Raw genomic sequence first — 17,084 nt, forward strand, 5'->3', positions numbered from 1 at the left:
CATGGCCAAGAAGGCGCTAGTCATCAAGGCGGCGCGGAAGCCGAAGTTCTCCGCGCGTGCGTACACTCGCTGCCAGCGTTGCGGTCGCCCGCGGGCGGTCTACCGCAAGTTCGGGCTGTGCCGGGTGTGCATCCGTGAGATGGCGCACCGCGGCGAACTTCCCGGTGTGTCCAAGGCGTCCTGGTAACAGCCGACGCTGGATAAGCAACGCCACAGGCCCGTGAGGCGGGAACCGGGGCGAGGAAGGCACCACATCACATGACGATGACCGATCCGATCGCAGACATGTTGACGCGTCTGCGTAACGGCAACCAGGCATACCACGATGTCGTGGCGATGCCCTACTCGAAGATCAAGGCGAACATCGCCGAGGTCCTCAAGCAGGAGGGCTACGTCACGGGCTGGTCCGTCGAGGAACCGGCCGAGGGTACCGTCGGCAAGAAGCTGAGCGTCGAGCTGAAGTTCGGCCAGAACCGGGAGCGCAGCCTCGCCGGTATCCGTCGGGTCTCCAAGCCGGGCCTGCGGGTGTATGCGAAGGCAGACGAGCTGCCCCGGGTGCTCGGCGGTCTGGGCGTCGCGATCATCTCGACGTCGCAGGGGCTGCTGACCGACAGGCAGGCTCGCAAGCGCGGCGTGGGCGGGGAAGTCCTCGCCTACGTCTGGTAAGGGAGTTGCTGAGCCATGTCTCGGATTGGACGTAAGCCGATCCCGGTCCCGGCCGGCGTGGACGTCAAGATCGACGGCGCCACGGTCGCGGTCAAGGGCCCGAAGGGCGAGCTGTCGCACACGCTCGCCGAACCGATCACCGCTCGCCTCGAGGACGGCACCATCTACGTGGAGCGGCCGAACGACGAGCGTCGTTCGCGCGCCCTGCACGGGCTGTCCCGGACGCTGGTGAACAACCTGGTCGTCGGCGTGACGGCGGGGTACGAGAAGGTGCTGGAGATCCAGGGCACCGGTTACCGGGTCCAGGCCAAGGGCCAGGACCTGGAGTTCGCGCTCGGGTTCTCGCACCCGGTCGTGGTCCCGGCTCCGGCCGGCATCACCTTCAGCGTGCAGAAGCCGACCCAGCTGACGGTCTCCGGTATCGACAAGCAGCAGGTCGGTGAGATCGCGGCGAACATCCGCAAGATCCGGCCGCCGGAGCCGTACAAGGGCAAGGGTGTGCGGTACCAGGGCGAGAACGTTCGCCGCAAGGCTGGAAAGGCGGGTAAGTAATGGCTGCCACACTGGCCAACCGCAACTCGGCGAAGGGCGGTGCGGCGGCGCGCCGGATTTCCCGGAACCGCCGGCACTTCCGGGTGCGCAAGCGGGTCACCGGTACCGAGGTGCGTCCTCGGCTGGTCGTGACCCGTTCGCTGCGGCACATCTACGCGCAGGTCATCGACGACACCAAGGGCCACACGCTGGTCGCGGCGTCGACGCTCGATGGCACCCTGCGCGGCGCCGACGGCGACAAGAAGGACCAGGCCCGCAAGGTCGGCGAGCTGCTCGCCGAGCGGGCGAAGGGCGCGGGTGTGACCAAGGTGGTCTTCGACCGGGGCGGCAACGCCTACCACGGTCGGGTTGCCGCGCTTGCCGACGCCGCTCGGTCCGGTGGCTTGGAGTTCTAGGAAACCGACCAGCATCGGGCCCGACCGGTCCGGTGACGAGGGACTTAAGAAAGGTAGCGCCTGATGGCAGGTCCGCAGCGCCGTGGCGGATCCGGCGACAACCGCCGGGATCGCCGGGATGGCGGCCGTGGCGGCGCGGCCGCGGAGAAGACACCGCACCTCGAGCGGCTCGTCAAGATCAACCGCGTCGCCAAGGTCGTGCGAGGTGGCCGACGCTTCAGCTTCACCGCGCTGGTCGTGGTGGGTGACGGCGACGGTACCGTTGGTGTCGGATACGGAAAGGCCAAGGAGGTGCCCGCGGCGATCGCCAAGGGCGTCGAGGAGGCCAAGAAGCACTTCTTCAAGGTGCCGCGCATCGGTGCGACGATCACCCACCCGGTGATCGGCGAGGATGCGGCCGGCGTCGTGATGCTCAAGCCGGCCAGCGCCGGTACCGGTGTGATCGCGGGCGGCCCGGTTCGTGCCGTGCTGGAGTGCGCCGGTATCCACGACGTGCTGTCCAAGAGCCTCGGCTCGTCCAACCCGATCAACATCGTGCACGCCACCGTGGCAGCCCTGAAGAGCCTGGAGTCTCCGGAGCAGGTGGCCGCGCGCCGTGGCCTGCCGCTGGAGGACGTGGCTCCGACCGCGATGCTGCGGACCCGTGCGGGCCTGGCGAGCTGAACGGGAGACATGACATGGCACGCCTGAAGGTCACCCAGGTCCGGTCCGTGATCGGGTCGAAGCAGAACCAGCGCGAGACGCTGCGCAGCCTCGGCCTGAAGCGGATCAACGACGTGGTGGTCAAGGAGGACCGTCCGGAGATCCGGGGCATGGTCCGTACCGTGACCCACCTCGTGCAGGTTGAGGAGGTGGAGTAGCGATGGCGCTCAAGGTGCATCACCTGCGCCCGGCTCCGGGTGCGAAGACCGCCAAGGTGCGGGTCGGCCGCGGTGAGGGCTCGAAGGGCAAGACCGCCGGCCGCGGTACGAAGGGCACCAAGGCCCGGAAGAACGTACCGGCGTACTTCGAGGGTGGGCAGATGCCCATCCACATGCGGCTGCCGAAGCTGAAGGGCTTCAAGAACCGGTTCAAGGTCACCTACCAGGTGGTCAACCTGGACCGGCTGGCCGCCCTGTTCCCGAACGGTGGCGAGATCGGCCCGGTCGAGCTGGCCAAGGCCGGCGCGGTGCGCGCCGGTGAGCTGGTGAAGGTGCTGGGTTCCGGCGACCTCGGTGGCGTCAAGCTCCAGGTCACGGCGCACGCGTTCAGCGGCGCCGCCAAGGAGAAGATCACCGCCGCCGGTGGTTCGGTCACCGAGCTGTAAGTGAAGCAATTTGCCGCGCCGTTGTGAGCCCCACCAGGGCGTTCACAACGGCGCGGTCTCATGTCGGTACGGAAGTGGCCGGCACGGATACCGCCGTAAACGCCCGTACTGTTAGAGTCGCCCCCGGACCCCGGCCATGCCGTGGGCGAAGTTCTCGACACGCACCGCCGCGTCGGCGGTCAGTCTGCGCAGGAGGAACAGTTGCTCTCCGCCTTTGTCAGTGCGTTCAAAACGCCTGACCTGCGCAAGAAACTGCTGTTCACGGTCTTCATCCTGGCCATCTTCCGGCTCGGGGCCGCGTTGCCGAGTCCCGGCGTGTCGTACACGAACGTGCAGACCTGTATCGGCATCGCGTCGAAGTCCGGTGGTACGCAGGACGTCTTCACCCTGCTGAACCTCTTCTCCGGTGGCGCGCTGTTCCAGTTGAGTGTGTTCGCGCTGGGCATCATGCCCTACATCACCGCGAGCATCATCCTGCAGCTGCTCACCGTGGTGATTCCGCGGTTGGAGCTGCTGAAGAAGGAAGGCCAGTCCGGCCAGGCGAAGATCACCCAGTACACGCGGTACCTGACGCTCGGGCTCGCGGTGCTGCAGGCGTCCGGCTACATCGCGCTCGCCGAGTCGGGCCAGCTGTTCGGCAACCAGTGCCCGGACCCGATCATCCCGACCGTCGGCCCGCTGCCGCACTGGCTGACCCTGGTGATGATCGTGACCACGATGACCGCCGGCACCGGCTGCATCATGTGGCTGGGCGAGCTGATCACCGACCGCGGTGTCGGCAACGGCATGTCGGTGCTGATCTTCACCAACATCGCGGCCCGGATGCCCGCCGAGGGCTGGACGATCCTGAAGAAGGGCACGCTGACCTTCGCGATCGTGCTGGGCATCGGCATCGTGGTGATCGCCGCGGTGGTCTTCATCGAACAGGCCCAACGCCGGGTCCCGGTGCAGTACGCGAAGCGCATGATCGGCCGCCGGATGTTCGGCGGCACCTCGACCTACATCCCGTTGAAGGTCAACCAGGCCGGCGTCATCCCGGTGATCTTCGCGTCGTCGCTGCTCTACCTGCCGCAGCTGGTCACCCAGCTGGCCGGGTCGAACAGCACGAACTCGGTCGTGGTGTTCATCAACAGGTACATCACCCAGCCGAACAACTGGGTCCACATCCTCTTCTACTTCTTCCTGATCATCTTCTTCACGTACTTCTACGTCGCGATCACGTTCAACCCCACCGAGGTCGCGGACAACATGAAGAAGTACGGCGGGTTCGTGCCCGGCATCCGGCCCGGCCGGCCGACCGCCGAGTACCTCGACTACATCTTGAGCCGGATCACCCTGCCCGGTTCGCTCTACCTGGGCATCATCTCCGTCCTGCCGAACCTGTTCATCGGCCTGGTCGGCGGTAACGTCCAGAACTTCCCCTTCGGTGGTACGGCCGTGCTGATCATGGTCGGTGTGGGCCTGGAGACTGTGAAGCAGATCGAGTCGCAGCTGATGCAGCGCAACTACGAAGGGTTCCTCCGGTAGTGTCGCCGCGCAGCGGCAGCGATGTGCCGGCAGAGCGGATCGGGGCGGCGGCGTGAGCGGCCGGCCGGAGCAAGGCGGAGGGCAGCGCGCATGAGCGAGCGTCAGCGAGCGGTTCGTGAGCATCGCGGTCTCGTGTCTGCTGCCCGGCCGAAGCGAAGCGGAGGGCGGGCATGAGGTTGGTGCTGGTGGGTCCGCCCGGGGCGGGCAAGGGGACCCAGGCGGAGTTCATCGCCGCGCACCTGTCGGTGCCGAAGATCTCCACCGGTGACATCCTGCGGGCCAACGTCGCCGACGGCACCGAGCTGGGGCGCGAGGCCAAGGGCTACATGGACTCCGGCGAGCTGGTCCCCGACCAGGTCGTGATCAACATGGTGCGGGACCGGCTGGCCGAGCCGGACGCCGAGGACGGCTTCCTGCTGGACGGCTTCCCGCGTACCGTGCCGCAGGCGCAGGAGCTCGACAAGATGCTCGCCGACCTCGGTACCGGCCTCGACCTGGTGTTGGAGCTGGTGGTCGAGGAGGAAGAGGTCATCCGGCGGCTGTCCGGCCGGCGGAACTGCCGTGGCTGCACGAAGATCTGGCACGTCGAGTTCGATCCGACCACGGTGGACGGCGTCTGCGACCGGTGCGGTGGCGAGCTGTTCCAGCGCGACGACGACAAGCCGGAGACCATCGCCGAGCGCCTCCGGGTGTACGCGCGGGACACCCAGCCGCTGGTGGCCTACTACGCCGCCCAGGGCAAGCTCGTCGGCCTCGACGCGGTCGGGCCGGTCGAGGACGTGACCCAGCGCGCGTACGACGCTCTCGCGTCCTACGGCGGCTGACCGACCGTCCGCGGGCGGCGCCGGGCCTCGGCCCGGTCGCCGCGGCGGTACGCACGATCCGTGAGGAACCACCTTGTTCGCCAAGCAGCAGATCCAGCTCAAGACGCCGGAACAGATCAGGATGATGCGGCGGGCCGGGCTGCTCGTCGCGGACACCCTGGCGAAGGTGCGGGCCGCGGTGGCGCCGGGCGTGTCCACCGCCGAGCTGGACGAGCTGGCCGAGGAGAACATCCGGGCCAACGGCGGGATCCCGAACTTCAAGGGCTACTACGGCTATCCGGCGACGATCTGCGCGTCGGTCAACGACCAGGTCGTGCACGCGATCCCGAGCCGCAAGCAGGTACTGGCCGAGGGCGACATCATCTCGATCGACGCCGGCGCGATCATCGCCGGCTGGCACGGCGACTCGGCGATCACGGTACCGGTGGGTGAGGTCGACCCCGCGTTGCTGCGGATGATCGAGGTGGCCGAGGACGCGATGTGGGCCGGCATCGCCGCTGCCGGTACCGGCCGGAAGCTCACCGACATCTCCGCCGCGGTGGAGCGCACGGTGCACGCGGGCGGGCCGTACGGGATCGTCGAGGGGTACGGCGGGCACGGCATCGGCACCGAGATGCACCAGGACCCGCACATCCTCAACTACGGCAAGCCGGGCCGCGGGCCGAAGCTCGTTCCCGGGATGGCGTTGGCCATCGAGCCGATGATCACGATGGGCTCGGCCGACGTGGTGGAGCAGGACGACCAGTGGACGGTGGTCACCGTCGACGGCTCCCGCGCCGCGCACGTGGAGCACTCGATCGCGCTGTGCGGCGACGGGCTGTGGGTGCTGACCGCGGTCGATGGTGGCAAGGAGCGGCTCGGTCCGCTGGCGTCCGCCCTCGCCGACTCGGCCGACTGACGGCCGGTTCGGCCGGACCGCCCCGGCTACGGGCGTGCGTGGCCTGGCCGCGGGGGTCGGCAGGCTGACCCGACTGCCCGTGCGCTGTCTGGGCGCCGTTTGCCGCCTGAGAGGTCACTGAGCCGGCGAGCTGGCCGGGGTAAGCGCTTTCCCGAATTCCCCGCCGTACGATGGACGTGGTGGCTCTGCAGCGCGGGGAGGGGGCGGCCGTGGACCGGCAGGACATGCGGGTTTCCGATGCCGAGCGGCAGGAGGTCGCCGAGCGGCTGCGCACCGCGCTCGGCGAGGGTCGGCTGGAGCTCGACGAGTACGACCAGCGGGTGCAGTCGGCGTACCAGGCGAAGACCTATCGCGAGCTGGTGCCGCTGACCGCGGACCTGCCCGACGTGCCGATGCCGGTGCCGCCGGCGCTGGGGCGGGTGCGCGAGCAGCAACGCTCTGCCCACCCGAACCGGACGGTGGCGCTGCTGTCGGTGGTGTTCGTGTTCATCGGCCTGAGCGTGTTGCTCTCGGTGGCCAGCGGTGGGGTGTTGGTGCCGTTCTGGCCGTTGTTCATCTTCGGCTTCTGGGGCCTGGCCCGCTCCGGGCGGTACGGGCGGCGTTGAGAGAGGTCGCGACCGGCTCGGCCGCGACCTCCACCACCCCTGCTGGCAGGCGCGGGGGCGGCGGGCTAAGATATCCGGTGGCGCACAGCGCCCGTCCCTTTGTGTCCGGAATCCGAACGACGTCGTGACCTCGTCTCCTGCGAGGCGGGCGCACAGCGTTCGGCCGGTCCGCCGGGGCGCGGCTGAGGGTGTTGTACGTCGACCATAGGATCCGACTCGTCACGGTTAGCGGAGGACATGCCGAAAAAGGACGGCGCCATCGAGATCGAGGGCCGTGTCGTCGAGCCCCTGCCGAACGCGATGTTCCGCGTGGAGCTCACCAACGGTCACCGGGTGTTGGCACACATCAGCGGCAAGATGCGGCAGCACTACATCCGCATCCTGCCGGAAGACCGAGTCGTCGTGGAGCTCTCTCCCTACGACCTGACTCGGGGTCGCATCGTCTACCGCTACAAGTAGCCCGCTCGTCGGGCCGCTTCGAGTGGCGAGGCTGTCGGGCCGTGGTCCGAGACGCCTCGCCGTCTGCTCGCTGACGCGGATCCGCGTGTCCGTGATCGAACGCGTTCCCGCATACGCGGGGCGAGGATCGCAACAAGGAAGCCAACAACCGTGAAGGTAAAGCCGAGCGTCAAGAAGATCTGCAACAAGTGCCGGGTGATCCGTCGCCACGGCCGGGTCATGGTGATCTGCTCCGACCCGCGCCACAAGCAGCGTCAGGGCTGACCCAGCACCGAACCAGCGGATCTCGACGCTGACAACAGAAAGGCCCGTCCACAGTTCACCCCCGGCCCGGAGGCCGGGGCCCCGCTCATTGGGCGGGCGGGGACGGACGGGCGCAGACCTCCGGAAGGACACGAGGAGCACGCCCAGCAATGGCACGTCTGGTCGGCGTTGATCTCCCCCGCGAAAAGCGGCTGGAGATCGCGCTCACGTACATCTACGGGGTCGGTCGGACTCGCGCGGCGGAGACGCTCGCGAAGACCGGCGTGAGCCCGGACAAGCGCGTCCGTGACCTCACCGACGAGGAGCTGGTTTCGCTCCGCGACTGGATCGAGGCCAACTACCAGGTAGAGGGCGACCTTCGCCGCGAGGTTGCTTCGGACATCAGGCGCAAGATCGAGATCGGTTGCTACCAGGGCATCCGGCACCGTCGCGGCCTGCCCGTCCGCGGGCAGCGGACCCGTACCAACGCGCGTGGACGCAAGGGTCCCAAGCGCACCGTCGCCGGCAAGAAGAAGCCCGGCAAGAAGTAGTAGCCACCTCGATTAGGAGAGACATACAGGTATGCCGCCCAAGGCGCGCGCCGGTGCCAAGAAGGTACGGCGCAAGGAGAAGAAGAACGTGGCCCACGGCCACGCCCACATCAAGAGCACGTTCAACAACACGATCGTGTCGATCACCGACCCGACCGGCGCGGTGATCTCGTGGGCGTCGTCCGGCCAGGTGGGTTTCAAGGGCTCCCGCAAGTCGACCCCGTTCGCGGCGCAGATGGCGGCCGAGGCCGCCGCCCGCCGTGCCATGGAGCACGGCATGCGCAAGGTCGACGTGTTCGTCAAGGGTCCCGGTTCCGGCCGGGAGACCGCGATCCGGTCGCTGCAGGGCGCCGGGCTCGAGGTCGGTTCGATCCAGGACGTCACGCCGCAGCCGCACAACGGATGCCGTCCGCCGAAGCGGCGTCGGGTCTGAGGGGGAGCAGAGAATCATGGCTCGTTACACAGGCGCGGACTGCCGCCGGTGCCGTCGCGAGAAGATGAAGCTGTACCTCAAGGGCAGCAAGTGCGAGGGCCCGAAGTGCCCGCTGGAGTCCCGGCCCTACCCGCCCGGCCAGCACGGCCGCGGTCGGCTCAAGGAGACCGAGTACCTGCTCCAGCTGCGTGAGAAGCAGAAGGCCAAGCGGGTCTACGGCGTGCTCGAGAAGCAGTTCGTCCGGTACTACGACGAGGCGAACCGGCAGAAGGGCAAGACCGGCGAGGCGCTGCTGCAGCTGCTGGAGATGCGGCTGGACAACGTGCTCTACCGGGCCGGCTACGCGAAGTCGCGTGACATGGCCCGCCAGCTGATCCGGCACGGTCACATCGTGGTGAACGGCCGCAAGGTCGACATCCCGTCGTACCAGGTCTCCGAGCACGACATCGTCGAGGTCCGGGAGAAGTCCCGCGAGCTGACGCCGTTCGTGGTCGCGCGGGCCGAGGCCGGCGAGAAGACCGTCCCGGCGTGGCTGGAGGCGATCCCCGGCCAGATGAAGGTTCTGATCCACTCGACGCCGGCCCGGCAGGTCATCGACACGCCGGTGCAGGAGCAGCTCATCGTCGAGTACTACTCGAAGTAACACCTGTGGCATCGGGTCGCGGGCCGCTCGTCGGCGGTTCGCGACCCGGCCCGGGGCGCATGCCCCGGAACCGCAGCGTGAAGTTTGCGGCGTCATATGGCGGGCGTCCGACTTAGAAGGAGATACACCGTGCTCATCACCCAGCGGCCGTCGCTGTCCGAGGAGTCGATCGTCGAGAACCGTTCGCGGTTCACGATCGAGCCGTTGGAGCCCGGCTTCGGGTACACCCTCGGCAACTCGCTGCGGCGTACCCTGCTCAGCTCGATTCCCGGCGCGGCCGTCACCAGCATCAAGATCGACGGCGTGCTGCACGAGTTCACGACGATCCCCGGGGTCAAGGAGGACGTCGTCGACCTGGTGCTGAACATCAAGGAGCTGACCGTCAGCTCCGAGCACGACGAGCCGGTCACCATGTACCTGCGCAAGCAGGGCCCCGGCCCGGTCACCGCGGGCGACATCCAGCCGCCGGCCGGCGTCGAGGTGCACAACCCCGACCTGCACCTGGCCACCCTGAACGACAAGGGTCGGCTGGACATGGAGCTCGTCGTCGAGCGTGGCCGCGGGTACGTGACCGCGGCGCAGAACAAGCAGCAGGGCCAGGAGATCGGCCGGATCCCGGTCGACTCGATCTACTCGCCGGTGCTCAAGGTCAGCTACCGGGTCGAGGCCACTCGTGTCGAGCAGCGCACCGACTTCGACAAGCTGATCCTGGACGTCGAGACGAAGAACTCGATCTCGCCGCGTACCGCGCTGGCCTCCGCCGGTTCGACCCTGGTCGAGCTGTTCGGGCTAGCCCGCGAGCTGGACGAGGCGGCCGAGGGCATCGACATCGGCCCGTCGCCGCAGGACGCGCAGCTCGCTGCCGACCTGGCGCTGCCGATCGAGGAGCTGGACCTGACCGTCCGGTCGTACAACTGCCTCAAGCGCGAGGGCATCAACAGCGTCGGTGAGCTGCTGTCCCGTACCGAGGCTGACTTGCTGGACATCCGGAACTTCGGTCAGAAGTCCATCGACGAGGTCAAGATGAAGCTGGCCGGTATGGGGCTGGGCCTGAAGGACCAGGCTCCCGGGTTCGACCCCGCCAGCGTCGCGGAGAGCTTCGCCGAGCCGGACTACGACGGCAACGACTACCGCGAGACCGAGCAGCTGTAGCCGCGAGTCGCGACGTGGCCAGCCTTCGTCGCGACCCACGACGGAGCAGTACTGCGCTGGAGTACTTCGCCGGCAAGGGGCACCCCCGAGCCGCACTGAATAAGGAGCCTGAGAAATGCCCAAGCCGACCAGGGGTGCCCGCCTGGGTGGCAGCCCGGCCCACGAGCGGATGCTGCTGGCGAACCTGGCGACGTCGCTGTTCAAGCACGGCCGGATCACCACCACCGAGGCCAAGGCCAAGCGGGTCCGTCCGCTGGCCGAGCGGATGGTGACCTTCGCCAAGCGCGGCGACCTGCACGCGCGTCGCCGGGTCGCCACCGTCATCCGTGACAAGGACGTGGCGTACCAGCTGTTCGCCGAGATCGCACCGCGGTTCACCGCCCGGCCGGGTGGCTACACCCGGATCGTGAAGGTGGGCCCGCGCAAGGGCGACAACGCGCCGATGGCCGTCATCGAGCTGGTCGAGGAGCTGGCCGAGCCGGCGAAGCCGGCCCGTTCGTCCCGCCCGGCGAAGAAGCAGGACAACGCCGCCGCGCTGGCGCCGGAGGAGTCGACCCCGGCTCCGGCGGCGGAGGCCGACGAGCCGGCCGCGTCCGACGAGAGCAAGACCGAGGAGTAGATCTCTCCTCGCTGTGCGATGCCCGAGCCCGTCACCCCCGTGGTGGCGGGCTCGGTGCGTACCGGAAGCGAAGGTGGTGGCGGTGCGGCTGCGGTTGCGGGTGGCGTACGACGGGACCGGGTTCTCCGGCTGGGCGGTGCAGCCGGAACGACGCACCGTCGCCGGTGAGCTGACCGCGGCGCTGGACCGGCTGTTCGACCCGGCGACCGGGCTGACCGTCGCCGGCCGCACCGACGCCGGCGTGCACGCCACCGGCCAGGTCTGCCACGTCGACGTACCGGACGACCAGTGGCGGCGGGTGGCCACCTCGCGCGGCGCCGGCGAACCGGACCCGGTCCTGCTGGTACGGCGGCTCGCCGGGGTGCTGCCGCCCGACGTGCGGGTGCCGAGGGTCGAGGTCGTCGACGACCGGTTCGACGCGCGGTTCTCGGCGTTGCGCCGGCACTACCGGTACCGGATCACCGACGACCCGGCCGGGCCGCCGCCGCTGCGCCGGTTCGACACGCTGGGCTGGCCGCGCCCGCTGTCGCTCGACGCGATGGCGGCCGCCGCGCCGGGGCTGCTCGGCGAGCACGACTTCGCCGCGTACTGCCGGCGCAAGCCGGACGCAACCACGATCCGCGAGCTGCAGCGGCTCGACGTGACCCGGGACGGCGACGTCGTCACGGTCGCGGTGTCGGCGGACGCGTTCTGCCAGGCGATGGTGCGCAGCCTGGTCGGCGCGCTGCTCGCGGTCGGCGAGGGTCGGCGACCGGTGGACTGGCCGGCGAGCCTGCTGACCCGGACCGAGCGCTCCAGCGAGGTCACCGTGGCGCCGGCGCACGGCCTGACCCTGGTCGGCGTCGACTATCCGAGCGAACCGGCCGAGTGGGCCAGCCGGGACGCCGCCACCCGCCGCCGCCGCGACGTCTGCCCGCTCCGCCGCCGCGACGGGTGACCGCGCCGCCGGTACCGGACGAGCTACGGGTCGCCGCTGCCGGGCGCCGCGACCCGTAACCGCCCGCCCGGTACGGACACACTGGGCCGGCGCTCGCTCTCGCTGGGGCTGCGCCGGGTGCTCGGCCGAGGTGGGCTGTGCCGGGTGCTCGGCCGAGGTCAGCGGCTGTGCCGGGTGCTCGGCCGAGGTGAGGGGCGGGGCAGGGTGTAGAGGACGAAGTGCTCGCCGCGGTGCGTGATCGGGCGCGGATCGCGCATGCCGAGCCGCTCCATCACCGCGCGGGACCGGCGGTTGTCCGGCTCGGTGAACGCGACGATCTCGTCGGCGCCGAGCTCGCCGAAGCCGACGTCCAGCCCGGCGCGGCCGATCTCGGTGGCGTAGCCGCGCCCCCAGTACCGGGCCCGCACGATCCACCCGATCTCCAGTCGGCGGGCGCCGTCGACGTGCTGGTACGACAGGCCGCCGCGGCCGATCAGCTCGCCGCTGACCCGGTCGTACGCGAGCCACTTGTGCACGCCGTCGCGCGCCCAGCCGGCGGCCATCTCGTCCGCGACGGCCTGCGCCGCCGGCAGCCGGAGCCGCCCGAGCCACCAGATGGCGACCGGCTCGTCGGCGTGCAGCCGCCACAGGCCGACCGCATCCGCCGCGGTGATCGGCTCCAGCCGCAGCCGTTGCGTGTAGTACGTACCGACCATCCGCCGACGGTAGCGCGCCGGGCATCGGCCGGAAACCGGATAATCCGGCACAGTCCACTGTGGATAATCGCGCTCGCTCCCGGGCGGCAAAGAGAGGACCCGGCGGAGTAGCCATCCGCCGGGTCCAATGGGATCGCAACTGCTCTACCGAATTGAGCTACCGGCGTGACCGCCGGGGAGGACTCGAACCTCCAACCTGCTGCCCAATACCCTCGCCGACTTTGCCGCGTCGACACGTTTAAGAGCCGGATCATCTTCACGACCCACGACTCTGCCATTGAGTCTACCGCCCGATGGGAAACCGTTGCGGCGCAACGGTTTCGTTGGCCGGGCGGGCCGGATTCGAACCGGCAACCTGGGTCTACGTCCTGACTCCCTCGATTCGACGCTCGACGAAATGCTGAAACTGGAGCGATAGCGTGAACGTGAGTCGGTCTCCGGGACTGCCTCTGCCAGTTGGGCTATCCCGTCACGGGTGACGGGAGGAGGACTCGAACCTCCACTGTGGACCCGGAGCCTGGAACGCGCAGAATCCCTGTCTGCGCGACCCTGGTTCAGGCTGAGCATCAGTCTCAGTCTGCGCTCCTGTGGCGCGCGGCCAGCATAACCCGCGCCACCAAACCGTTCGAGCGCATTCGCCGGTCAGCCCCACCGCCGGTCGCGCGCACGCACCGTCGTGGCCCGGCAGCCGGCCGCGCGCAGCCGGCGACGTGGCCGGCAGCTGGCCGCGGGCATCCGCCGCCGGCCGTGGCCCCGGTCGTCAGCCGAACAGGTAGCCGAGCACCCGCTCGCCGACCTTGCGGTCCTCGACCTCGGTGCCGTTCGCGTCCTCGCGGGCGAACTTGACCGCCGCCTGCAGCTTCTCCACCCGGTCGATGAGCTCGTTGACCCGGCTGGCCGGCAGCGCGCCGGAGAACTTCACGGTGCGCCAGTAGCCCACGGTCACGTCCTCGTGGTACACCTCGACCTGGGCCGGGTGCTTTTCGGTCGCCTCCGCCTTGACGTGGTTGCGCGGCACCTTGCGGGTGCGCAGCGTCTGCACCGGCTCGGTGGCGAAGCAGTCCGCGGACGAGTCGTAGTTCCACGACTCGGCGGCGTCCAGCACCGGCAGCTTGCGGATGAACGTGTGCAGGTCGACCAGCTGCTTCTCCAGGAACAGCAGGTAGGTCACCGGGACCTCGGCGAGGATCGTCCGGCCGTCCACGACCACGTCGGCGCGGGCGGTGCAGTTCGCCCAGTCCTTGGTCGCGGTCACGTCGAACAGCTTGGTGAGGATCCGCGACGTCTCGCGGATGACCTCCTCGGCCTTCACCTGAACCCGGGTGGACTCCGGTGGCAGTCGCTCGCCCTCCTCGTCCTTCGGCTGGTACGTCCGGGAGATGCCGGACAGCGCCGCCTGCTTCTGCAGGGTGTGGTGGCTCGCCGTCAGTTCGGCGAACGAGCGGCTCTTGACGCCCTTCTCCACGGCGATGATCTGGTTCAGCTTTGCCATCGTGTCTGCTTTCGTCGTTGAATTCCGTCCGGTCGTCGGCAGCGACGGGGATGGGTGATTCGCCGCCGGAGGCTACCTTTCGCAGGCAACCGACCGGCACCCGATTTCGGCCCCGGCGGGTCCCGCGGACCGCCGGGATCGCCGCCGCGCGGTGGGCGCCGGTTCGCCGGGCGGGCCGAAACGTCGGAGTGCCGCAGTAGCCTCGGCCGTATGACCGGGACGGGTCGACGCGGGGCAACCAGCGGCGCCTGGTCCGCGCCCGCCGCGGCCAGCGCGGCCGAGTGGTCGGCGCCGACCGGCCGCACCTGGTACCGGCCGGCACCGCCGCCCGCCGACCTCACCGGTGGCCTGGCGGTCGGCTGGACCGCGCGGATGGCCGGGCGGTACCGGCTGGTCCCGGACGGTGCGGTCGAGCTGCTGTGGCTCGACACCGGCGCGCTGTGGGTCTGCGGTCCGGAAACCGCCGCCTGGCAGACCGAGCTGCCGGCGCCGGTCGAGGCGGTCGGGGTGCGGTTCCGGCCCGGGCAGGCGGCGTCCGCGCTGCGGATCGACGTGGCGCAGCTGCGCGACCGGCGGGTGCCGGTGGACGACCTGCTCGGCTCCCGGTTCGCGCGGCGGCTCACCGACCGGCTCGCCACCGCGCGCGATCCGGCCGCCCGGCTCGGCATCCTGCACGGCACGGCCCGCGGCTGGCTGACCGGGGCGGCCGAGCCGGACCCGGTCGCCGGTACCGTCGCCGGGCTGCTCACCGCCGACCCGGCCACCGCCGTGGCCGACCTGGCCGCGGAGACCGGTCGCAGCGGCCGGCAGCTGCACCGGCGGTGCCAGGCCGCCTTCGGGTACGGGCCGGCCACGCTGCGCCGGATCCTGCGGTTGCAGCGGTTCCTGGCGCTGGCCCGGCGCACCGACGCCGGACTCGCCACGCTGGCGGTCCTCGCCGGGTACGCCGATCAGCCGCACCTGTCCCGGGACTGCCGGCAGATCGCCGGCGTCAGCCCCGCCGTACTGGTCGGGGCCCGGCCCGCGCCGCTCGCGCCGGCGGGCCGGGCGTGACCGATTCGTACACGACGGGTCGGGTGAGACGGCGCACGATGAGGGCATGAGTGAGATCGCACAACGGCACCAGAAGCTCGCCGCCGAGTTCGACCGGCGGGTGGTCGCGGTGCCGGACACCGCGTGGGACAACGCATCGCCGTGCGCCGGCTGGACGGCGCGGGACGTGCTCCGGCACGTACTGGAGACCTCGTACCGGGACATGCCGGCGCAGGTCGGGCTGACCGTGACGATCGGGTCGGTGGACGACGACCCGGTCGGCGCCTGGCGCGGTGCCCGGGACCAGCTGCAGGAGATCCTGGCCGACCCGGCGCGCGCCGGGCTGGAGTACGACGGGATGTTCGGGCGCACCTCGTTGGCGCAGACCATCGGCGGCTTCTGCCTGTTCGACCTGCTGATTCACGGCTGGGACATCGCCCGCGCGACCGGCGGCGACGAGACGTTGCCGGCCGACGAGGTGCACTCCACCTACCAGCAGGCGGTCGGGATGGGCGACATGCTGCGCACCGACGGCGTGTGCGGCCCGGCCGTACCGGTGCCGTCGGACGCCCCGGAGCAGGACCGGCTGCTCGGCCTGCTCGGCCGCGACCCTCGGCGCTGACCGACCCCCGCGTCGAGCCCGGCGCGGTCCGTCGGAAAGCGCTTGCCGCTCCGGTGGACACCGTGATCAACGGCGGGGCGGCGCGGGTCAGTCGGCGGTGCGGCGGGCGTCGATCACGCCGGTCAGGTAGCTCTGCACCAGGTCGGTGACGATCTGCTGGATCGTGGCGTTGGCGCTCGGCGCCTTCCCGTCGGTGCGGCCGACGACCACGTAGAGCAGGTAGTGGCCGTACGGCTGGAGGGTGAAGGCGGTCGGCGACTTCGCCAGCTTGGTCGCCCCCGGCGCGGACAGCGCAGTGAGCGCGCCGTCGCCCGCCTTGCCCAGGTCCTTGATCTTGTCGGTGGCCGCCTGCGCGCCGTCCGAGTCGGCCAGGTTGGCGATCCCGACGGTCGCCACGTAACCCTTGGCCGGCGCGGCGACCGTCGCCCGGACCACCTGGTCGCACTTGTACTGCGCGAGCACGCCACCGACCTGCCCGCGCGCGGCCTTGGCGCAGTTGGTCAGCGGCTCGTCCCGGGCGAGGACGTGGTAGACGGCGTCCCGGCCCGGATCGGGGTGCAGGTCGTCGGCGCCGAAGACCTCCTTGACGGTCAGCGGCGCCGGATCGGTGACCCGCGCACTGACGTCGATCGGTGACTTCTCCGGCGTGGGGCTGCCGGTCGGCGACTGCGCCCGGGCCGACTGGCTGGTCGACGGCTTGTCCGTCGGGCTGCGCCGCACCAGCGCATACGACCCGGCGAGCAGCCCGGCCAGCACCACCACGGCGACGATGCCGGCCAGTACCTTCGGCCACAGCCGTGGTCCGCGCTCCGGCGGCGGCCCGACCGTGACCGGGGGCGGCACGACCGGCGGCGCGCCGCCGGACTGCTGGTACCGGTCGTCCTGCGGTGCGCCGGGCTGCCACCCGGCCGACTGCGCGAACGGGTCGGGCGCACCCCGCCCGGGCGGCGCGAACCCGGCATCGCCGGTACCGCCGGGCCCAGACGGCGCGAACCCGGTACCGCCGGGCCCAGGCGGCGTGAACCCGGTGCCGGGCGGCGGTGCGAAGCCGCCACCCGCCGACCCGCCGCCTGCGAAGCCGCCGTCACCCACGGACCCGCTGCCTGTGAAGCCGGCACCCGCCGGCCCGCTGCCTGCGAAGCCGCCGCCACCCGCCGACCTGCCGCCCGGAACGCCCGCGGGGTTGCCGGCGTTCGGGCCGCCCGCGAACCCCCCGGTGCCGGGGCCGGGTGCGGTTCCGAAGCCCAGTGCGGCGGAAGCGCCGAAGCCGGCGCCGGTGATGGGCCCGGAATGCTGGCCGGCGGCTGGCCCGACGGCTGGCCCGGTGCCGGGGCCGGGGGCGGTTCCGGACGCGGGTCCGAATCCCGAGCCCGGCGCGGATCCGGAGCCCGGTCCGGCGGAGGGCCCGAAGCCAGGGGCGGCCGCGGTGCCGA

Annotated in this window: 24 protein-coding genes; 21 read left to right on the plus strand and 3 right to left on the minus strand. The window is 70.5% G+C overall.

Annotated elements, in window-relative coordinates; genetic code table 11:
• Nucleotide 1: 1 nt before the first annotated feature.
• The 19 genes from NUM_RS10110 to truA all read left to right on the plus strand — a co-directional run bounded on the left by NUM_RS10110 (nt 2) and on the right by truA (nt 11,810).
• Nucleotides 2–187, plus strand: a complete 186-nt coding sequence (locus tag NUM_RS10110) for a type Z 30S ribosomal protein S14 (RefSeq protein WP_030446773.1) — start codon at nt 2–4, stop codon at nt 185–187.
• Between the two features lie 71 nt (nt 188–258).
• Entirely contained in the window at nt 259–666 is a 408-nt protein-coding gene (gene rpsH, locus NUM_RS10115; RefSeq protein ID WP_030446774.1) for a 30S ribosomal protein S8, read from the plus strand.
• A gap of 15 nt (nt 667–681) precedes the next feature.
• On the plus strand, nt 682–1,218 hold the full coding sequence (gene rplF / locus NUM_RS10120; protein WP_207124533.1) for a 50S ribosomal protein L6: 537 nt from the start codon (nt 682–684) through the stop codon (nt 1,216–1,218).
• The gene (gene rplR, locus NUM_RS10125) at nt 1,218–1,613 is read left to right on the plus strand and encodes a 50S ribosomal protein L18 (protein WP_207124534.1); all 396 of its coding nucleotides are present in this window, start codon (nt 1,218–1,220) and stop codon (nt 1,611–1,613) included. Before rplF ends, rplR begins: the two co-directional genes overlap by 1 nt.
• Before the next feature lie 63 nt (nt 1,614–1,676).
• Nucleotides 1,677–2,276: a 30S ribosomal protein S5 gene (gene rpsE, locus NUM_RS10130; RefSeq protein WP_030446777.1), complete on the plus strand. Its 600-nt coding sequence runs from the start codon at nt 1,677–1,679 to the stop codon at nt 2,274–2,276.
• A gap of 14 nt (nt 2,277–2,290) precedes the next feature.
• On the plus strand, nt 2,291–2,473 hold the full coding sequence (rpmD, locus tag NUM_RS10135; RefSeq protein ID WP_030446778.1) for a 50S ribosomal protein L30: 183 nt from the start codon (nt 2,291–2,293) through the stop codon (nt 2,471–2,473).
• A gap of 2 nt (nt 2,474–2,475) precedes the next feature.
• Complete coding sequence (gene rplO / locus NUM_RS10140; protein ID WP_207124535.1) at nt 2,476–2,919, plus strand: 50S ribosomal protein L15; 444 nt, start codon at nt 2,476–2,478, stop codon at nt 2,917–2,919.
• 141 nt (nt 2,920–3,060) lie between these two features.
• Nucleotides 3,061–4,446, plus strand: a complete 1,386-nt coding sequence (secY, locus tag NUM_RS10145) for a preprotein translocase subunit SecY (protein ID WP_370466954.1) — start codon at nt 3,061–3,063, stop codon at nt 4,444–4,446.
• Nucleotides 4,447–4,616: 170 nt separating this feature from the next.
• Nucleotides 4,617–5,270 carry an adenylate kinase gene (locus tag NUM_RS10150; RefSeq protein ID WP_207124537.1) on the plus strand — a complete coding sequence of 218 codons (654 nt, stop codon included), beginning with the start codon at nt 4,617–4,619 and terminating at the stop codon, nt 5,268–5,270.
• 73 nt (nt 5,271–5,343) lie between these two features.
• Nucleotides 5,344–6,168, plus strand: a complete 825-nt coding sequence (gene map, locus NUM_RS10155) for a type I methionyl aminopeptidase (protein ID WP_225918473.1) — start codon at nt 5,344–5,346, stop codon at nt 6,166–6,168.
• 179 nt (nt 6,169–6,347) lie between these two features.
• Nucleotides 6,348–6,773, plus strand: coding sequence for a DUF1707 SHOCT-like domain-containing protein (locus NUM_RS10160; RefSeq protein ID WP_225918474.1), 426 nt, complete (start codon nt 6,348–6,350; stop codon nt 6,771–6,773).
• 237 nt (nt 6,774–7,010) lie between these two features.
• The gene (infA, locus tag NUM_RS10165) at nt 7,011–7,232 is read left to right on the plus strand and encodes a translation initiation factor IF-1 (RefSeq protein WP_030446784.1); all 222 of its coding nucleotides are present in this window, start codon (nt 7,011–7,013) and stop codon (nt 7,230–7,232) included.
• Between the two features lie 150 nt (nt 7,233–7,382).
• Nucleotides 7,383–7,496: a 50S ribosomal protein L36 gene (gene rpmJ, locus NUM_RS10170; protein ID WP_021596712.1), complete on the plus strand. Its 114-nt coding sequence runs from the start codon at nt 7,383–7,385 to the stop codon at nt 7,494–7,496.
• Nucleotides 7,497–7,645: 149 nt separating this feature from the next.
• Nucleotides 7,646–8,026 carry a 30S ribosomal protein S13 gene (rpsM, locus tag NUM_RS10175; protein WP_030446785.1) on the plus strand — a complete coding sequence of 127 codons (381 nt, stop codon included), beginning with the start codon at nt 7,646–7,648 and terminating at the stop codon, nt 8,024–8,026.
• A gap of 31 nt (nt 8,027–8,057) precedes the next feature.
• A complete protein-coding gene (gene rpsK, locus NUM_RS10180) occupies nt 8,058–8,459 on the plus strand; it encodes a 30S ribosomal protein S11 (RefSeq protein WP_030446786.1) in 402 nt (133 codons plus the stop codon).
• 16 nt (nt 8,460–8,475) lie between these two features.
• On the plus strand, nt 8,476–9,102 hold the full coding sequence (rpsD, locus tag NUM_RS10185; protein WP_203964001.1) for a 30S ribosomal protein S4: 627 nt from the start codon (nt 8,476–8,478) through the stop codon (nt 9,100–9,102).
• Between the two features lie 129 nt (nt 9,103–9,231).
• Nucleotides 9,232–10,254 (plus strand): DNA-directed RNA polymerase subunit alpha, encoded by a 1,023-nt coding sequence (locus NUM_RS10190; protein ID WP_030446788.1) that lies wholly within the window; start codon nt 9,232–9,234, stop codon nt 10,252–10,254.
• A gap of 115 nt (nt 10,255–10,369) precedes the next feature.
• Nucleotides 10,370–10,873 carry a 50S ribosomal protein L17 gene (rplQ, locus tag NUM_RS10195; protein ID WP_207124538.1) on the plus strand — a complete coding sequence of 168 codons (504 nt, stop codon included), beginning with the start codon at nt 10,370–10,372 and terminating at the stop codon, nt 10,871–10,873.
• A gap of 82 nt (nt 10,874–10,955) precedes the next feature.
• Entirely contained in the window at nt 10,956–11,810 is an 855-nt protein-coding gene (gene truA, locus NUM_RS10200; RefSeq protein ID WP_207124539.1) for a tRNA pseudouridine(38-40) synthase TruA, read from the plus strand.
• 158 nt (nt 11,811–11,968) lie between these two features.
• Here truA and NUM_RS10205 read toward each other — a convergent pair whose 3' ends face one another.
• Together NUM_RS10205 and NUM_RS10210 are read right to left on the minus strand one after the other, a co-directional pair.
• Nucleotides 11,969–12,505: a GNAT family N-acetyltransferase gene (locus NUM_RS10205; RefSeq protein WP_207124540.1), complete on the minus strand. Its 537-nt coding sequence runs from the start codon at nt 12,503–12,505 to the stop codon at nt 11,969–11,971.
• Between the two features lie 760 nt (nt 12,506–13,265).
• Nucleotides 13,266–13,997, minus strand: a complete 732-nt coding sequence (locus tag NUM_RS10210; protein WP_207124541.1) for a DUF7873 family protein — start codon at nt 13,995–13,997, stop codon at nt 13,266–13,268.
• A 210-nt stretch (nt 13,998–14,207) separates the two neighbouring features.
• Here NUM_RS10210 and NUM_RS10215 point away from each other — a divergent pair, with 210 nt between their 5' ends.
• Both NUM_RS10215 and NUM_RS10220 read left to right on the plus strand, forming a co-directional pair.
• Nucleotides 14,208–15,050 carry a helix-turn-helix transcriptional regulator gene (locus NUM_RS10215; RefSeq protein ID WP_207124542.1) on the plus strand — a complete coding sequence of 281 codons (843 nt, stop codon included), beginning with the start codon at nt 14,208–14,210 and terminating at the stop codon, nt 15,048–15,050.
• A gap of 46 nt (nt 15,051–15,096) precedes the next feature.
• Nucleotides 15,097–15,651 (plus strand): TIGR03086 family metal-binding protein, encoded by a 555-nt coding sequence (locus tag NUM_RS10220; protein ID WP_207124543.1) that lies wholly within the window; start codon nt 15,097–15,099, stop codon nt 15,649–15,651.
• A gap of 87 nt (nt 15,652–15,738) precedes the next feature.
• Here NUM_RS10220 and NUM_RS10225 read toward each other — a convergent pair whose 3' ends face one another.
• The gene (locus NUM_RS10225; protein ID WP_207124544.1) at nt 15,739–16,743 is read right to left on the minus strand and encodes a hypothetical protein; all 1,005 of its coding nucleotides are present in this window, start codon (nt 16,741–16,743) and stop codon (nt 15,739–15,741) included.
• Nucleotides 16,744–17,084: the final 341 nt, after the last annotated feature.

It is taken from the genome of Actinocatenispora comari, assembly GCF_017312725.1.
Taxonomy (GTDB): domain Bacteria; phylum Actinomycetota; class Actinomycetes; order Mycobacteriales; family Micromonosporaceae; genus Actinocatenispora; species Actinocatenispora comari.

Bases quoted from the DNA above. Each gene is read 5' to 3' on its own strand.
- NUM_RS10110 (WP_030446773.1), top strand. From the start codon at position 2: ATGGCCAAGAAGGCGCTAGTCATCAAGGCGGCGCGGAAGCCGAAGTTC.
- rpsH (WP_030446774.1), top strand. From the start codon at position 259: ATGACGATGACCGATCCGATCGCAGACATGTTGACGCGTCTGCGTAAC.
- rplF (WP_207124533.1), top strand. From the start codon at position 682: ATGTCTCGGATTGGACGTAAGCCGATCCCGGTCCCGGCCGGCGTGGAC.
- rplR (WP_207124534.1), top strand. From the start codon at position 1,218: ATGGCTGCCACACTGGCCAACCGCAACTCGGCGAAGGGCGGTGCGGCG.
- rpsE (WP_030446777.1), top strand. From the start codon at position 1,677: ATGGCAGGTCCGCAGCGCCGTGGCGGATCCGGCGACAACCGCCGGGAT.
- rpmD (WP_030446778.1), top strand. From the start codon at position 2,291: ATGGCACGCCTGAAGGTCACCCAGGTCCGGTCCGTGATCGGGTCGAAG.
- rplO (WP_207124535.1), top strand. From the start codon at position 2,476: ATGGCGCTCAAGGTGCATCACCTGCGCCCGGCTCCGGGTGCGAAGACC.
- NUM_RS10150 (WP_207124537.1), top strand. From the start codon at position 4,617: ATGAGGTTGGTGCTGGTGGGTCCGCCCGGGGCGGGCAAGGGGACCCAG.
- infA (WP_030446784.1), top strand. From the start codon at position 7,011: ATGCCGAAAAAGGACGGCGCCATCGAGATCGAGGGCCGTGTCGTCGAG.
- rpsM (WP_030446785.1), top strand. From the start codon at position 7,646: ATGGCACGTCTGGTCGGCGTTGATCTCCCCCGCGAAAAGCGGCTGGAG.
- rpsK (WP_030446786.1), top strand. From the start codon at position 8,058: ATGCCGCCCAAGGCGCGCGCCGGTGCCAAGAAGGTACGGCGCAAGGAG.
- rpsD (WP_203964001.1), top strand. From the start codon at position 8,476: ATGGCTCGTTACACAGGCGCGGACTGCCGCCGGTGCCGTCGCGAGAAG.
- rplQ (WP_207124538.1), top strand. From the start codon at position 10,370: ATGCCCAAGCCGACCAGGGGTGCCCGCCTGGGTGGCAGCCCGGCCCAC.
- NUM_RS10205 (WP_207124540.1), bottom strand. From the start codon at position 12,505: ATGGTCGGTACGTACTACACGCAACGGCTGCGGCTGGAGCCGATCACC.
- NUM_RS10210 (WP_207124541.1), bottom strand. From the start codon at position 13,997: ATGGCAAAGCTGAACCAGATCATCGCCGTGGAGAAGGGCGTCAAGAGC.
- NUM_RS10215 (WP_207124542.1), top strand. From the start codon at position 14,208: ATGACCGGGACGGGTCGACGCGGGGCAACCAGCGGCGCCTGGTCCGCG.
- NUM_RS10220 (WP_207124543.1), top strand. From the start codon at position 15,097: ATGAGTGAGATCGCACAACGGCACCAGAAGCTCGCCGCCGAGTTCGAC.